Raw genomic sequence first — 14519 nt, forward strand, 5'->3', positions numbered from 1 at the left:
GATCGAATTGACAGCCGCGCGGTCCGCGCACTCTGATCTGCATCAAATTTGTGTGACAGGGTCATCGGAGGCTTCTCCGGTAAGGCCCTTGAAAATAAGGGAATTGCAGCGTGCCAGAAGCTAATCGCATACCGGGTTTGCGTTCAGCGGGGGGCTGGGACGTGCCATCTCGTTTGAACATGGCGCGCCAGTGTCTTGATCACGCACCGGATCAGGTTGCAGTGATCGACTTGACCGGAAGCGAAGAGCCGCGCGTCACCTACGGGCAGCTTGCTGAAATGACAGACGGCATCGCGCGCGCACTGTCGAAGAAAGTGCAGCCGGGTGATCGCGTGGGCGTGTTGCTCAGCCAGTCACCGTGGTGTGCGGCGGCGCATCTGGCGATCTGGAAAATCGGCGCGATCTCTGTGCCGTTGTTCAAACTATTCAAACAGGATGCCTTGCGGTCTCGGGTGGGCGACGCCGGAGCGCAAGTTGTGCTGACCGACCCGGACGGCGCGACGCTGTTAGGAGACTTGGCAGAACCGCTCATGGCGGACCAGATTGGTGAAGACGGGGGCGTTGTGCCTTTTGCCGACACCGGGCCAGAGGATCCGGCGGTGTTGATCTACACGTCCGGGACCACGGGCAGCCCGAAAGGCGCGTTGCATGGCCACCGGGTGCTGACCGGCCACCTGCCGGGCGTTTCGATCAGCCATAACAACCTGCAAGAGGGCGACTGCCTCTGGACACCGGCCGATTGGGCCTGGATTGGCGGGCTTTTCGATGTGCTGATGCCCGGTCTTGCGCTGGGAATCCCCGTAGTCGCCGCACGGCTGGATAAATTCACCCCAGAAGCCTGCGCCGATGTGATCGCGCGCGGCGGTGTGCGGAACGTGTTCTTTCCCCCAACGGCCCTTCGGATGCTCAAGGCCTCAGATCAGGCGATTTCCGGGCTACGCTCTGTAGCGTCGGGAGGGGAGCCGCTGGGGGCCGAGATGTTAGCCTGGGGGCAACAGGCGTTTGGTCTGACGATCAACGAATTCTACGGGCAGACTGAGTGCAATATGGTTGTCTCTTCCTGCTCAGATGACTTCCCGGTGCGGCCCGGCTGCATAGGCAAACCGGTCCCGGGCCACGAAATTGCGGTGATCGACGAGGACGGCAACCCGACCGCTGATGAGGGTGACGTGGCCATCCGGCGAGGCTCGGCCTCAATGCTTTTAGAATATTGGAACCGACCCGATGCGACGGCTGAGAAGTTCCGTGGCGACTGGCTGATCACCGGCGACCGTGGCGTTTGGGAGGGTGAGTACCTGCGTTTCGTAGGGCGCGACGATGATGTCATCACCTCGTCCGGTTATCGTATCGGCCCGGCAGAGATCGAGGATTGCCTGCTGACCCACCCGGCGGTGGCGACGGTCGGTGTGGTCGGAAAACCTGACAAGCTGCGGACCGAGATCGTCAAGGCATATGTGGTGTTGAAACCGAATGCTGCGGCTGAGGAACGAGAGTTGCAAGACTGGGTTAAATCCCGCCTTGCGCATTATTCTTACCCTCGTGAAGTGGCTTTTGTGCAAGAGTTGCCTTTGACCGTGACCGGAAAAGTAATCCGAAAGGAATTGAAACGTCGCGCGTCTGAGGAGGAATGCCATGCCGGATAAATCCAGCGTCAGAACGGGAATTGAATTTAGCGCCACCGCAATTGCGGTCATTGGCGCTGCATGGGCAGGCAAGGCGTATTTCGAAAACTGGATGCAGGACACAATCGATAAGGCGGTCGAAGACAAAATTGCAGTCATAGAGCAACTGCAACTGGCTGACCTTCTGGTTTATTATGGCTATCCGGACGAGGCCATCTCCGAACTCAAGCTGATCAGCGATAGAATTTCCGGTCTTGAAGGCGGCAACAAACGCAAAATTGCATTTTACGACAACTATTTGGACGCGGTTGCGCAGTCGGATAACACCTTGAAATACGAACCGGAAATCCGGTTGCTCAAAGATGTATTCAGCACCGAGATGCAGACCGACGGGTGGCATGACGAATACCTCGCATACGTCTCGATGTTCCTGCCGGAGGCCCGTGGAGACGATGCATTCTTTGATGCGCAGGTCATCGGGCGGCTTAACCTCGCGGTGCATCAGTACGAAGTCGAGAGCGACTTTGAGGGGCTGGAAAGTGCGTTCCATACCCTGGCGCTTGCCTATTTGTGTCGCGGTGACCAGGCAAGTGCGCAAGCCTCTATTGAACGTGCCGCCGAGATGCTGCCGTTCGACTATTACCTGATTTACCCGCTAATGGGCATTGACACGATTTCTGAGGATCCAGAGATCGAAAAGCTGAATGCTGTCTGCCCTCAAAACGTATCCCGAGGCTATGGCGAGCTTTTGCAGGAACTTGGCTCGGGTGAGAATCCATTTCGCGACCTGATAAGAGAGTACTCTGAATGAAGCTGCAATCTGCTGCTCTGCCTTCGTCTCAAGGTTTTCAACAAAACCGCGCGGCTCATCTGAACGCGTTGGCGCAAATTGCCGACGCCGCCGAGGCCGCTCGCATGGGCGGCGGCGAAAAATCCCGCGCACGGCATGAATCGCGGGGCAAGATACTGCCGCGTCGTAGGGTGGCGAACCTGTTGGACCCGGGGTCGCCGTTCCTTGAGATCGGCGCGACGGCGGCGCATGCGATGTATGGCGACGCCGCGCCCTGTGCCGGGGTCATTGCAGGGATTGGCCGGGTGCAGGGGCAAGAGGTAATGGTGGTGTGCAACGATGCCACCGTGAAGGGCGGCACCTATTACCCGATGTCAGTCAAAAAGCACCTGCGCGCGCAAGAGATTGCCGAGGAAAACCAACTGCCCTGCGTCTATCTGGTCGACAGCGGCGGCGCAAACTTGCCCAATCAGGATGAAGTGTTCCCCGATCGCGATCACTTTGGCCGCATCTTCTATAATCAAGCGCGGATGAGCGCGAAGGGCATCCCGCAAATCGCTGTGGTGATGGGGTCGTGTACGGCGGGTGGAGCTTATGTGCCCGCGATGTCGGATGTAACGATCATTGTCCGGGAACAGGGCACTATCTTTCTGGCCGGACCACCTCTGGTCAAGGCCGCGACGGGTGAGGTGGTCAGCGCCGAAGATCTGGGGGGCGGAGATGTCCATACCCGCCTATCCGGGGTGGCGGATTATCTGGCCGAGGATGACGCCCACGCGCTGGCTTTGGCGCGGCGGGCCGTCGGATCGCTGAACCGGCGCAAGCCACAGACGGTGGATTGGGCCAACCCCGAGGATCCGGCCTATGACCCCGAAGAAATTCTGGGCGTCGTCCCTGCCGATCTGCGCACACCTTATGACATCCGAGAGGTGATCGCGCGGCTGGTCGATGGCTCGCGATTTGACGAATTCAAGCCGCGCTTTGGTGAAACGCTGGTGACCGGGTTCGCTCATGTCAAAGGCTGCCCGGTCGGGATCATCGCCAATAATGGCGTGCTGTTTTCCGAGGCCGCACAGAAGGGCGCGCATTTTGTCGAGCTGTGTTCGCAGCGCAAAATCCCCTTGGTATTCCTGCAGAACATCACTGGCTTCATGGTTGGTCGCAAATACGAAAACGAAGGCATCGCGCGGCACGGGGCCAAGATGGTGACGGCGGTGGCCACCACCAATGTGCCCAAAATCACCATGCTGGTGGGGGGCTCGTTCGGAGCGGGGAATTACGGCATGTCAGGCCGGGCCTACCAACCGCGATTCCTGTGGACATGGCCGAACTCGCGCATTTCCGTGATGGGTGGAGAGCAGGCGGCGGGTGTTCTGGCTACCGTCAAGCGGGACGGGATTGAACGCCAAGGCGGAACTTGGTCGGCGGAAGAAGAGGCCGACTTCAAGCGCCCCACGCTGGAGATGTTCGAAGAACAATCCCATCCGCTCTATGCCTCAGCGCGGCTGTGGGACGACGGCATCATTGACCCGCGCAAAAGCCGGGACGTGCTGGCCTTGTCGTTGAACGCGGCACTGAATGCGCCGATTGAGGAGACACGCTTTGGCGTGTTCAGGATGTAAGATGAGCACCGACCTGGAAAACATAAAAGCGCGTTATCCCGATGCACAGACGTTCAAATTCGGCGACAGTGCAATCATGAGTGCCGAGCTTTTAGCGCTGGTTCGGGCAGGGCAAAAAACGGCAACCTGCGGCGCTCTGCGCGATTATCCCGAAGGCAGCCTTGATACCCCGGTTGTTGGGCGGCGCGATATTGCCCTTGAATGGGATGATCGCCCAGCATTGGTGATTGAGACGGTCGAGGTTTCGATCTGCCGCTATAGTGACATGACCGAAGACTTCGCCTTGGCCGAGGGTGAAAACGAAACGTTAGACGGGTGGCGTGAGGATCACCGGCGTTACTTTGAGCGTAACGGCGGGTTTGATCCCGAGATGGAATTGCTTTGCGAACGGTTCCGCCTGATCGAAGACCTGGTGGATAAGGGCTAAACTATGTTCAAAAAAATCCTGATTGCCAACCGGGGCGAGATTGCTTGTCGGGTAATAGAAACCGCTCAGAAAATGGGTGTAACTTGCGTGGCTGTGTTTTCTGATGCGGATGCGTCGGCCAGGCATGTGCAGATGGCGGACGAGGCTGTTCATATCGGTGGTGCGGCACCGGCTGAGAGCTATCTCAAGGGCGACGTGATCATTCAAGCCGCGCTCGATACCGGGGCGCAGGCGATCCATCCGGGTTATGGATTTCTCTCGGAAAACCCCGATTTCGTGGATGCGGTCGAGGCGGCTGGCCTGACCTTCATTGGCCCTTCGGCGGATGCGATCCGCAAGATGGGTCTCAAAGACGCGGCCAAGGTATTGATGGAGCAGGCGGGCGTGCCGGTTGTTCCGGGGTATCACGGCGACAATCAGGACCCCGAGCATCTGGCGGGTGCGGCCGACACGATTGGCTATCCGGTCCTGATCAAGGCCGTCGCGGGTGGCGGTGGCAAAGGTATGCGGCTGGTCGAACAGCCCCAGGATTTTACCGAGGCACTGGACAGCGCCCGGGGTGAGGCCCGCACTGCCTTTGGCAATGATGCTGTGCTGGTCGAGAAGTTCGTTTCCAAGCCCCGCCATATCGAGGTCCAGGTGTTTGGCGATGGCACCCATGCGGTGCATCTGTTTGAACGCGACTGCTCCCTGCAACGGCGGCATCAGAAGGTGATCGAAGAAGCTCCGGCTCCGGGCATGACTGTTGAGATGCGCGACGCGATGGGGCAGGCGGGCGTACTTGCCGCCGAGGCCATCGGTTACAAAGGCGCGGGGACGGTTGAATTCATCGTGGATGCCTCGGACGGGCTGCGCCCGGATCGGTTCTGGTTCATGGAGATGAACACACGTTTGCAGGTTGAACACCCGGTGACCGAGGCGATCACCGGCGTGGACCTTGTCGAATGGCAGTTGCGTGTTGCAGCGGGCGAGAGCCTGCCGAAGCAGCAGAGTGACCTGTCGATCTCAGGCCATTCCTTCGAAGCGCGGCTTTATGCCGAGGACGTGCCAAAGGGCTTTCTGCCCGCGACCGGTACACTGACCCATCTGCGCTTCCCGGCGGCATGCCGCGCAGATAGCGGCGTGCGTGCGGGTGATACGATCAGCCCCTGGTATGATCCGATGATCGCGAAGGTGATCGTGCACGGTCCCACACGCGCTGTCGCATTGGAACAATTGTATCGCGCCCTGAAAGGCACTGAGGTTGCGGGGACAGTCACGAACCTTCGCTTTCTTGGCGCACTGACGCGGCATCCGGGCTTTGCCGTCGGTGATGTTGATACTGGCCTGATTAGTCGCGATCTGGACGCGCTGGCCCGTGCAGAGCCGATCCCGGCGCCTTCGATCGTCGCGGCGGCGATGACGGCTTTGGATCTGGTGGATACAGATGAGGAAACAGGGTTTTCGCTGTGGGCACCGCTGCATCGCGCGGTCCAGTTGCGGGCAGGTGATGATATTGATCTGGACGTTCAGGTAGAAGGTCAGAACCGTCAGGTCTGGCAGGTCCGAGAGCAAACGATCCTTGCCCAGCGCGGTCCGGGCGGTTGGATGATCGACGGAGCCCCTATGCCGCGCGTGTCTGTCTCGGGTTCGCAGATCACAGTTTTTGAAAACTATGGTCAAGTCCTGGAAATTGTTGATCCATTGGACCGCGAAGCCGGTGCCGCTGGCGACACCAATGTGATTGAGGCCCCGATGCCGGGTCTGGTCAAAGCTGTCTTTGCGCAGGTGGGTCAAGCCGTGCAGGAAGGCGACCGGCTGGCAATCCTTGAGGCCATGAAAATGGAACATTCCCTGCTGGCCGCCCGTGACGGCATCGTTGCCGAAGTGCTGGCGGATGCCGGGGCGCAGGTCGAGGCTGGGGCCGCGTTGGTCCGGCTGGAGGAGGAATGAACTGTCCCCTTCTCGAACAACGTGGCACAGTCGGATCGAATGCGGCAATAAGAGAAGGACACAGCAATGGGTGAACGGGTCGAAATCTTCGAAGTGGGTCCGCGCGACGGTCTGCAAAACGAAAAGCGCGAAATTGCAGTGGCGGACAAGGTGGCGCTGGTCGATTGCCTGAGCAAGGCCGGTTTTAACCGCATCGAAGTGGCCAGTTTTGTCTCGCCCAACTGGGTGCCGCAAATGGCGGGCAGCGCGGACGTGTTGGCCGGGATCAAACGGGCCGACGGCGTCCGTTATGGAGCGCTGACACCGAATATGCAGGGATACGAAGACGCTTTGGCCGCAAAGGCGGATGAGATCGCGGTATTCGCTTCGGCTTCGGAAGGGTTCTCAAAAGCCAATATCAACGCGACTATTGAAGAATCCATCGACCGCTTTGCCCCGATTCTTGAAGCTGCGCGCCACATCGACCTGCCTGTACGTGGATATGTGTCCTGCGTGACTGATTGCCCCTTTGACGGACCAACACCGCCCGAGAAAGTGGCTGAAGTTGCGGACCGGCTGTTCTCGTTGGGATGTTACGAAGTATCGCTGGGGGACACGATCGGGCAGGGCACGCCCGACACCATTGCCCATATGCTGCTGGCCGTGCGCGAACGCGTTCCGATGACGCGGCTGGCGGGGCATTTCCACGACACCAACGGGCGGGCCATCGACAATATCGACGCTGCGCTGGCGCTGGGCGTTCGGGTGTTCGACAGCGCCGTTGGCGGTTTGGGTGGGTGTCCTTACGCGCCGGGCGCTGCCGGAAACGTCGCCACCGAAGCTGTTGTGGCTCATTTGGAGCGGCTTGGATATCAGACCGGCCTCGACCTTGCGGTCATTGAAGAGGCCGCGCAGATGGCACGCGCCATGCGATCCCAGTAAGGAGCGGACATGTTTGAAACGATTGCGGTGACCACGGACGCGCGTGGTGTGGCCACTCTGACTCTGAACCGTGCCGACAAGCACAACGCCATGTCGGCGCAGATGATCACCGATCTTACGCAAGCCGCGCACCAGCTTGGAACCGACGACGCCGTGCGTGTTGTTGTACTGACCGGTGCGGGCAAAAGCTTTTGTGCTGGCGGTGATCTGGGTTGGATGCAATCCCAGATGGCGGCAGAATCCGAGACCCGGTTTGTCGAGGCGCGTAAGCTGGCCGAAATGTTGCAGGCGCTGAACACGTTGCCCAAACCGCTGATCGGCGCGATCCACGGCAATGCCTTTGGCGGCGGCGTGGGCTTGGCGTCGGTTTGTGACGTAGCGATCGGAGTGGAAACGGTCAAAATGGGGCTGACAGAGACCAAGCTGGGGCTGATCCCGGCCACGATTGGCCCCTATGTCATCGCTCGCATGGGCGAAGCCCGCGCGCGGCGTGTGTTCATGTCGGCCCGGGTCTTCGAAGCCGCAGAAGCGGTAGAGCTGGGCCTGCTGGCCAGAATTGTGCCCGCTGCCGACCTGAATGATGCGGTTGAGGCCGAAGTCCTGCCCTATCTGGCCTGTGCACCCGGTGCGGTTGCATCGGCCAAGCAATTGGTGCGTCAACTCGGGCCCCGCATTGACGATGCTGTGATCGACCACACGATCCGCGAACTGGTCGATAGGTGGGAAACCGGAGAGGCCAAGGAGGGAATCGGCGCATTCTTTGAAAAAAGAAAACCTGCATGGATTAGTAAGGTTTAAGCGCCACTTGTGATGTGGCCGCGATTGTGTGGGTGACCTTCTGTGACAGAGCTTCGATAAGTCGAATATTAACCCCCTGTGCGTTTGTGTTCGGTTGACCCTCTGACCCCGCAGGGATAGAGAATGTCCAGTCAACACGCCAATTGACGGCGCTCCCTTTCAGGGTATGCGCAGGAAAGGAGCTGTACGTGGAAGACCTATTGCGGGAGTATCTCCCGATTCTGGTGTTTCTGGCCGTAGCTGTGGGCCTTGGAATCGTTTTGATTCTGGCGGCAGTCGTTCTGGCGGTCCGCAATCCCGACCCCGAGAAAGTCAGCGCATATGAATGTGGTTTCAACGCGTTCGATGATGCGCGGATGAAGTTTGATGTCCGGTTCTATCTGGTCGCGATTCTCTTCATCATATTCGACCTGGAAATCGCGTTTCTGTTTCCCTGGGCTGTCGGCTTCAAGGACATCAGCGATGTTGGCTTCTGGTCCATGATCGTGTTCCTGGGCGTTCTGACCATCGGCTTTGCCTATGAATGGAAGAAGGGGGCCCTGGAATGGGAGTGATGACGGGTGCAAACACCGCCGGCGTCGACAAAGAAGTCGCCACCCAGGCCCTGAATGCCGAGCTGCAGGACAAAGGGTTTCTGCTGACCTCGACCGAGGACATCATCAACTGGGCCCGCACCGGATCGTTGCACTGGATGACTTTCGGTCTGGCCTGCTGCGCGGTTGAGATGATGCACACCTCGATGCCGCGTTACGACGCGGAACGGTTTGGCATCGCGCCCCGTGCTTCCCCCCGTCAGTCAGACGTGATGATCGTGGCAGGAACCCTGACCAACAAAATGGCACCGGCACTGCGCAAGGTCTATGACCAGATGCCCGAGCCGCGCTATGTGATCTCAATGGGCTCCTGCGCCAATGGCGGCGGCTATTACCACTACTCCTATTCAGTCGTGCGTGGCTGCGACCGTATTGTTCCAGTGGACATCTACGTCCCCGGCTGCCCGCCGACCGCTGAGGCGCTGTTGTACGGTCTGATGCAGTTGCAACGCAAAATCCGCCGTACCGGCACCATCGTGCGCTGAGGAGGGGGTTGATGAGCGAAGCACTCAAAGAACTCGGCACCCAGCTGGAGTTGAAGCGAACTGATTGTGTTCTGTCCTGGGACGTAACCCATGGTGAGTTGAATGTAGATGTGGCGCTGTCGAACGTTGTGGAGTTCATTGAATTCCTGAAGTCTGACCGCAGCTGCCAGTTTTCCACGCTCGTCGATATCACCGGCGTCGACTACCCGGAACGGGCCAAGCGTTTTGACGTGGTTTATCACTTCCTGTCGATGTATCAGAACCAGCGCATCCGCCTGCGGGTCTCGATCCGCGAAGAGGACATGGTGCCCTCAATCGTGGACGTACATCCATCGGCCAACTGGTTTGAGCGCGAAGTGTTCGACATGTTCGGCATCTTATTCTCAGGCCACCCGGACCTCCGCCGCATTCTGACCGACTATGGGTTCCGTGGCTACCCGCTGCGAAAGGACTTCCCGACCACAGGATACACCGAAGTTCGCTATGACGAGGCCCAAAAGCGCGTTGTGTATGAGCCGGTGTCGCTAGTCCAGGAATACCGTCAGTTCGATTTCATGTCCCCGTGGGAGGGTGCAAATTACATCCTGCCTGGCGATGAAAAGCAGGAGGCGGAATAATGGGTGGCATCTGGTGGCTGATCCTGTCTGCGCTGACCATCATTCCGATGGTGAAGATATTGCCGTTTTTCGGGATCAATAAATTCTGGTGCCTTCTCTGTCTGGTTCCCTTTGGCACGATCGTGTTGCTGTGGTGGGTCGGGCTGAAACTGCAAGAGCTGGAGCGCCGATAAGATGCTGATGCTGCTGGGGGAACTGATCGCTTTGGGTGCGCTGGGGGTCCTGCTGGCAGGGGCCGCGGCCAAGGCTGCCGAGGCGGAAAAGGTCCGGGTTCGGGCTGATGCTAAAAAGAAACGGGGGCGTTGATGGACGGCTCAAGATACGATGACGGCAGCACGGACGCGCTGAGCGGAGAACAGAAGATCCGCAACTTCAACATCAACTTTGGCCCGCAACACCCTGCGGCACATGGGGTTCTGCGTCTTGTGCTCGAGCTGGACGGCGAGATCGTCGAACGCTGCGACCCGCATATCGGCCTGCTGCACCGTGGTACCGAAAAGCTGATGGAAAGCCGGACGTATCTGCAGAACCTGCCCTATTTCGACCGTCTGGATTACGTGGCACCGATGAATCAGGAACATGCTTGGTGTTTGGCCATTGAAAAGCTGACCGGAGTCGAGGTTCCGCGCCGGGGCTCACTGATCCGGGTGCTGTATTCCGAGATCGGCCGCATTCTGAACCACCTGCTGAACGTAACCACGCAGGCGATGGATGTGGGTGCTTTGACACCACCGCTCTGGGGCTTTGAAGAACGCGAAAAGCTGATGGTGTTCTATGAGCGTGCCTGTGGTGCCCGCCTGCACGCGGCTTATTTCCGTCCCGGTGGTGTGCATCAGGACCTTCCGCCGGAGCTGCTGGACGATATCGAGGCATGGAGCCATGAGTTCCCCGCCGTTCTCGATGACATCGACGGTCTGCTGACCGAAAACCGCATCTTCAAACAGCGTAATGCCGATATCGGTGTCGTGACCGAGGACGATATCCAGAAATACGGCTTCTCGGGCGTGATGGTGCGTGGATCGGGTCTGGCATGGGACCTGCGACGCGCGCAGCCCTATGAATGCTATGACGAGTTCGAGTTTCAGATCCCCGTCGGCAAAAACGGCGATTGCTATGACCGCTATCTGGTGCGTATGGAAGAGATGCGCCAGTCGCTGTCGATCATCCAGCAGGCCATTGTCAAAATCCGTGACTGCCCCGGTGACGTCCTGGCGCGCGGCAAGATCACTCCGCCGAAACGTTCGGACATGAAAACCTCGATGGAAAGCCTGATCCATCACTTCAAGCTTTACACCGAAGGCTTCCACGTCCCTGCAGGTGAGGTTTATGCCGCCGTCGAAGCCCCAAAGGGTGAGTTCGGAGTCTATCTGGTTGCAGACGGCACCAACAAACCCTACCGCGCCAAGCTGCGCGCGCCAGGCTTCTTGCACCTGCAAGCCATGGACCATATCGCCGGGGGCCACCAACTGGCTGACGTGGCCGCGATCATCGGGACAATGGATGTCGTGTTCGGAGAGATTGACCGGTGAGACGCCTTGTTTTGATCCTGGCGCTTGCAGCCGCCACACCGTTGCAGGCCGCCTCGACCCATCCGACGGCAAAAGTGCTTGGGGTGATGCGTGAAAACGGCTGCCAGCTGGATGTATCGCGCGCCGAGGAAGCCTTTTCTGCCCATGACCTGCGACCCGAAGATGTCAGCGCTGTGATTAATTCCTGGGCTGAACAGGGGGTGGCCGGGCTGGACGGTTCGACATTCGAAATTGCTCCGGCGATCTGCGGTGCGCATGGGCTTGCGCCAGAGGATACGGCGGGCCGTGCTGATGCGCTTTTTGATTTTGTGCGTCTGAACGGGTGCCGCATGGTCGAAGAAGAGGCCCAGATCAAGTTGCGCCCCGCCGGTTTCACACAGGCCGAAACGCCTGATCTGATTGCCCGCCTTGTCGATCAAGGCCGCGCGCATCAGGAAGACCCCTATGTTATCGTGATCGGAGATGCCTGCTAATGCTGCGCCGTCTGCACCCCGAACAACCTGAAAGCTTTGCCTTCACTGCTGCCAACCAGCAGTGGGCCACAGCACAGATCACCAAATACCCTGACGGCCGTCAGGCCAGCGCGGTTATCCCTCTGCTTTGGCGCGCGCAGGAACAAGAAGGCTGGCTGAGCCGTCCCGCGATTGAATCTGTCGCCGACATGCTGGGTATGGCCTATATCCGGGTGCTCGAGGTTGCGTCGTTCTACTTCATGTTCCAACTGCAACCGGTAGGAACTGTCGCGCATATTCAGGTCTGCGGAACGACCTCCTGCATGATCTGCGGGGCCGAAGACCTGATCGCGGTTTGCAAGGAGAAGATCGCTGCCAAACCGCATGAGCTTTCAGTTGATGGCAAATTGAGTTGGGAAGAGGTGGAATGCCTTGGGTCCTGCACCAATGCGCCGATGGCGCAGATAGGCAAGGACTATTACGAAGATCTGACCGCTGACAGTTTTGGCAAGATCATTGACGATCTGGCCGCCGGCAAGCTGCCGACACCGGGTCCGCAGAATGGCAGATACGCGGCGGAACCCCTGAGCGGTCTGACCAGCCTGACTGACCACGAAGCCGGAAAACCACAGTACAACGCCAGTGTCGAACTGGCCGAAGATCTTGGTGATACGGTCAAACGCATCGACGGGACCGAGGTTCCGATCCTGACGCCATGGCTGGGCAAAGACGGCAAGGCTGCGGCGACCAAGGCCGCGCCAAAGCCACCAAAGGCGCCGGCACCCGCCAAACCCGCCGTGAAGCAGGTGGAAGAGGCAAAGAAGGCCCAGATCAAAGAGGATCAGCCCGAAACTCTGACCGCCGCGCGGGATGGCAAAGCGGACGACCTCAAGATGCTGAAAGGTGTGGGCCCCAAGCTTGAACAGACGCTGAACGAACTTGGCTTTTTCCACTTCGACCAGATCGCTGCATGGACGCAGGAACAGGTGGCCTGGGTAGATGCGCGGCTGAAATTCAAGGGCCGGATCGAGCGGGACGGTTGGATCGAACAAGCAGCCCAACTGGCGACAGGCGAAGAAACCGAATTTGCAAAACGTGCCAAAGAAGACGGCACCTACGAAGACTGAATAGGACGGTGCCCGTTCGGGGCATCAAGGTGAGATGGACAAAGAAAAAGAACAGGCCATGGCCCGCAAGGGCCGACATATCGGGGTGGTCATCGCGGTGACCATGCTGTTGTGGCTTGCCATTTCGTTGTTCATCGGCCCTGCACTGGGATTGCCCGGGCGCTATGCGCTGCTGTTTGATTTCGCCGCTTTGGCGGGTTTCATCTATGCGGGCGTGAACATTTTTCAACTCTGGCGCATGCGTCAGGACAGCTGAAGGTAAGACACGATGCTGAAGGATCAGGACAGGATCTTTACCAATATCTACGGGATGCATGAGCGTACGCTGAAAGGCGCGCAGGCCCGCGGGCATTGGGACGGCACAGCTGGCCTGATTGGGAACGGGCGTGACTGGATCATCCAGACGATGAAGGACTCGGGCCTGCGCGGTCGCGGCGGTGCGGGTTTTCCCACCGGTCTGAAATGGTCGTTCATGCCCAAGGAAAGCGACGGTCGTCCGGCCTATCTGGTGGTGAACGCGGACGAATCCGAGCCCGGCACCTGCAAGGACCGTGAGATTATGCGCCACGATCCGCATACGCTGATCGAAGGCTGCCTGATCGCGTCTTTCGCGATGAATGCGCATGCCTGCTATATCTACCTGCGTGGTGAGTACATTCGCGAGCGTGAGGCACTGCAGGCCGCAATTGATGAGGCCTATGATGCTGGCTTGTTGGGCAAAAACGCCGCCGGTTCGGGTTGGGATTTTGACCTGTTTCTGCATCACGGGGCCGGGGCGTATATCTGCGGTGAGGAAACAGCCCTGATCGAAAGCCTTGAGGGCAAAAAGGGCATGCCGCGCATGAAACCACCGTTCCCGGCGGGGGCGGGCCTCTATGGCTGCCCGACCACGGTGAATAACGTGGAATCTATCGCCGTTGTGCCAACAATCTTGCGCCGTGGTGCGGATTGGTTCGCGGGCTTTGGCCGCCAGAACAATGCGGGCACCAAACTGTTTGCGATCTCGGGCCATGTAAACAACCCCTGTGTTGTCGAAGAGGCGATGTCGATCCCGTTTGAGCAACTGATCGAAACCCATTGCGGCGGCATTCGTGGCGGTTGGGACAACCTGCTGGCGGTGATCCCCGGTGGTTCTTCGGTGCCTTGTGTGCGCGGTGAAGACATGCGCGACGCCATCATGGATTTCGACCATTTGCGCAATGATCTGGGGTCCGGTCTGGGGACAGCGGCTGTAATCGTGATGGACAAGTCTACGGACATCATCAAAGCGATCTGGCGTTTGTCGAAGTTCTACAAACATGAAAGCTGTGGTCAGTGTACTCCTTGCCGCGAAGGCACCGGCTGGATGATGCGCGTGATGGACCGTCTGGTGCGGGGTGAGGCCGAAATGGAAGAGATCGACATGTTGTTTGACGTGACCAAGCAAGTCGAAGGCCACACGATCTGTGCTTTGGGCGATGCTGCCGCCTGGCCGATCCAGGGCCTGATCCGCAATTTCCGTGAGGAAATCGAGGATCGCATCAAGGCCCAGAAATCGGGCCGAATGGGCGCGATGGCGGCGGAGTGATCAAGTTGCATGATATCGGATCAAACCCAAACCAAGT

At 58.9% G+C, this 14519-nt stretch carries 17 protein-coding genes; all 17 read left to right on the forward strand.

Annotated features, from left to right (window positions below; all coding sequences use genetic code 11):
* Positions 1–179: 179 nt before the first annotated feature.
* The 17 genes from AC2FIB_RS16080 to nuoF all read left to right on the forward strand — a co-directional run bounded on the left by AC2FIB_RS16080 (position 180) and on the right by nuoF (position 14482).
* Entirely contained in the window at positions 180–1643 is a 1464-nt protein-coding gene (locus tag AC2FIB_RS16080; protein WP_496842429.1) for an AMP-binding protein, read from the forward strand.
* Entirely contained in the window at positions 1633–2433 is an 801-nt protein-coding gene (locus AC2FIB_RS16085) for a hypothetical protein (RefSeq protein WP_496736397.1), read from the forward strand. The genes AC2FIB_RS16080 and AC2FIB_RS16085 overlap by 11 nt, the downstream gene beginning before the upstream one ends.
* A complete protein-coding gene (locus tag AC2FIB_RS16090) occupies positions 2430–4034 on the forward strand; it encodes a carboxyl transferase domain-containing protein (RefSeq protein WP_496736399.1) in 1605 nt (534 codons plus the stop codon). Before AC2FIB_RS16085 ends, AC2FIB_RS16090 begins: the two co-directional genes overlap by 4 nt.
* Before the next feature lies 1 nt (position 4035).
* The gene (locus AC2FIB_RS16095) at positions 4036–4461 is read left to right on the forward strand and encodes an ASCH domain-containing protein (RefSeq protein ID WP_496736401.1); all 426 of its coding nucleotides are present in this window, start codon (positions 4036–4038) and stop codon (positions 4459–4461) included.
* A 3-nt stretch (positions 4462–4464) separates the two neighbouring features.
* Positions 4465–6393, forward strand: coding sequence for an acetyl/propionyl/methylcrotonyl-CoA carboxylase subunit alpha (locus tag AC2FIB_RS16100; RefSeq protein ID WP_496736403.1), 1929 nt, complete (start codon positions 4465–4467; stop codon positions 6391–6393).
* 66 nt (positions 6394–6459) lie between these two features.
* The gene (locus AC2FIB_RS16105; RefSeq protein WP_496736405.1) at positions 6460–7314 is read left to right on the forward strand and encodes a hydroxymethylglutaryl-CoA lyase; all 855 of its coding nucleotides are present in this window, start codon (positions 6460–6462) and stop codon (positions 7312–7314) included.
* Between the two features lie 9 nt (positions 7315–7323).
* A complete protein-coding gene (locus tag AC2FIB_RS16110) occupies positions 7324–8112 on the forward strand; it encodes a crotonase/enoyl-CoA hydratase family protein (protein WP_496736407.1) in 789 nt (262 codons plus the stop codon).
* Between the two features lie 188 nt (positions 8113–8300).
* The gene (locus tag AC2FIB_RS16115; protein WP_058274389.1) at positions 8301–8666 is read left to right on the forward strand and encodes an NADH-quinone oxidoreductase subunit A; all 366 of its coding nucleotides are present in this window, start codon (positions 8301–8303) and stop codon (positions 8664–8666) included.
* Positions 8657–9190, forward strand: a complete 534-nt coding sequence (locus AC2FIB_RS16120; RefSeq protein WP_037307875.1) for a NuoB/complex I 20 kDa subunit family protein — start codon at positions 8657–8659, stop codon at positions 9188–9190. The genes AC2FIB_RS16115 and AC2FIB_RS16120 overlap by 10 nt, the downstream gene beginning before the upstream one ends.
* An 11-nt stretch (positions 9191–9201) precedes the next feature.
* Positions 9202–9807 carry an NADH-quinone oxidoreductase subunit C gene (locus AC2FIB_RS16125; protein WP_113788460.1) on the forward strand — a complete coding sequence of 202 codons (606 nt, stop codon included), beginning with the start codon at positions 9202–9204 and terminating at the stop codon, positions 9805–9807.
* On the forward strand, positions 9807–9980 hold the full coding sequence (locus tag AC2FIB_RS16130) for a hypothetical protein (RefSeq protein WP_496736409.1): 174 nt from the start codon (positions 9807–9809) through the stop codon (positions 9978–9980). Before AC2FIB_RS16125 ends, AC2FIB_RS16130 begins: the two co-directional genes overlap by 1 nt.
* Position 9981: 1 nt before the next feature.
* Complete coding sequence (locus AC2FIB_RS16135; RefSeq protein WP_267885496.1) at positions 9982–10113, forward strand: hypothetical protein; 132 nt, start codon at positions 9982–9984, stop codon at positions 10111–10113.
* Positions 10113–11336, forward strand: a complete 1224-nt coding sequence (locus AC2FIB_RS16140) for an NADH-quinone oxidoreductase subunit D (protein ID WP_282154006.1) — start codon at positions 10113–10115, stop codon at positions 11334–11336. The genes AC2FIB_RS16135 and AC2FIB_RS16140 overlap by 1 nt, the downstream gene beginning before the upstream one ends.
* Positions 11333–11809, forward strand: coding sequence for a hypothetical protein (locus AC2FIB_RS16145; RefSeq protein ID WP_496736412.1), 477 nt, complete (start codon positions 11333–11335; stop codon positions 11807–11809). Before AC2FIB_RS16140 ends, AC2FIB_RS16145 begins: the two co-directional genes overlap by 4 nt.
* Positions 11809–12915, forward strand: a complete 1107-nt coding sequence (gene nuoE / locus AC2FIB_RS16150) for an NADH-quinone oxidoreductase subunit NuoE (RefSeq protein ID WP_496736413.1) — start codon at positions 11809–11811, stop codon at positions 12913–12915. The genes AC2FIB_RS16145 and nuoE overlap by 1 nt, the downstream gene beginning before the upstream one ends.
* A gap of 34 nt (positions 12916–12949) precedes the next feature.
* Positions 12950–13171 carry a DUF5337 domain-containing protein gene (locus AC2FIB_RS16155; RefSeq protein ID WP_058274396.1) on the forward strand — a complete coding sequence of 74 codons (222 nt, stop codon included), beginning with the start codon at positions 12950–12952 and terminating at the stop codon, positions 13169–13171.
* 12 nt (positions 13172–13183) lie between these two features.
* The gene (gene nuoF / locus AC2FIB_RS16160) at positions 13184–14482 is read left to right on the forward strand and encodes an NADH-quinone oxidoreductase subunit NuoF (RefSeq protein ID WP_496842390.1); all 1299 of its coding nucleotides are present in this window, start codon (positions 13184–13186) and stop codon (positions 14480–14482) included.
* Positions 14483–14519: the final 37 nt, after the last annotated feature.

This window comes from Ruegeria sp. YTSA072 (assembly GCF_059610285.1).

Coding starts and splice junctions, on each gene's coding strand:
- nuoF (WP_496842390.1), top strand. CDS start 13,184: ATGCTGAAGGATCAGGACAGGATCTTTACCAATATCTACGGGATGCAT.
- AC2FIB_RS16085 (WP_496736397.1), top strand. CDS start 1,633: ATGCCGGATAAATCCAGCGTCAGAACGGGAATTGAATTTAGCGCCACC.
- AC2FIB_RS16100 (WP_496736403.1), top strand. CDS start 4,465: ATGTTCAAAAAAATCCTGATTGCCAACCGGGGCGAGATTGCTTGTCGG.
- AC2FIB_RS16105 (WP_496736405.1), top strand. CDS start 6,460: ATGGGTGAACGGGTCGAAATCTTCGAAGTGGGTCCGCGCGACGGTCTG.
- AC2FIB_RS16095 (WP_496736401.1), top strand. CDS start 4,036: ATGAGCACCGACCTGGAAAACATAAAAGCGCGTTATCCCGATGCACAG.
- AC2FIB_RS16130 (WP_496736409.1), top strand. CDS start 9,807: ATGGGTGGCATCTGGTGGCTGATCCTGTCTGCGCTGACCATCATTCCG.
- AC2FIB_RS16155 (WP_058274396.1), top strand. CDS start 12,950: ATGGACAAAGAAAAAGAACAGGCCATGGCCCGCAAGGGCCGACATATC.
- AC2FIB_RS16110 (WP_496736407.1), top strand. CDS start 7,324: ATGTTTGAAACGATTGCGGTGACCACGGACGCGCGTGGTGTGGCCACT.
- AC2FIB_RS16120 (WP_037307875.1), top strand. CDS start 8,657: ATGGGAGTGATGACGGGTGCAAACACCGCCGGCGTCGACAAAGAAGTC.
- nuoE (WP_496736413.1), top strand. CDS start 11,809: ATGCTGCGCCGTCTGCACCCCGAACAACCTGAAAGCTTTGCCTTCACT.
- AC2FIB_RS16125 (WP_113788460.1), top strand. CDS start 9,202: ATGAGCGAAGCACTCAAAGAACTCGGCACCCAGCTGGAGTTGAAGCGA.
- AC2FIB_RS16090 (WP_496736399.1), top strand. CDS start 2,430: ATGAAGCTGCAATCTGCTGCTCTGCCTTCGTCTCAAGGTTTTCAACAA.
- AC2FIB_RS16140 (WP_282154006.1), top strand. CDS start 10,113: ATGGACGGCTCAAGATACGATGACGGCAGCACGGACGCGCTGAGCGGA.
- AC2FIB_RS16135 (WP_267885496.1), top strand. CDS start 9,982: ATGCTGATGCTGCTGGGGGAACTGATCGCTTTGGGTGCGCTGGGGGTC.
- AC2FIB_RS16080 (WP_496842429.1), top strand. CDS start 180: ATGGCGCGCCAGTGTCTTGATCACGCACCGGATCAGGTTGCAGTGATC.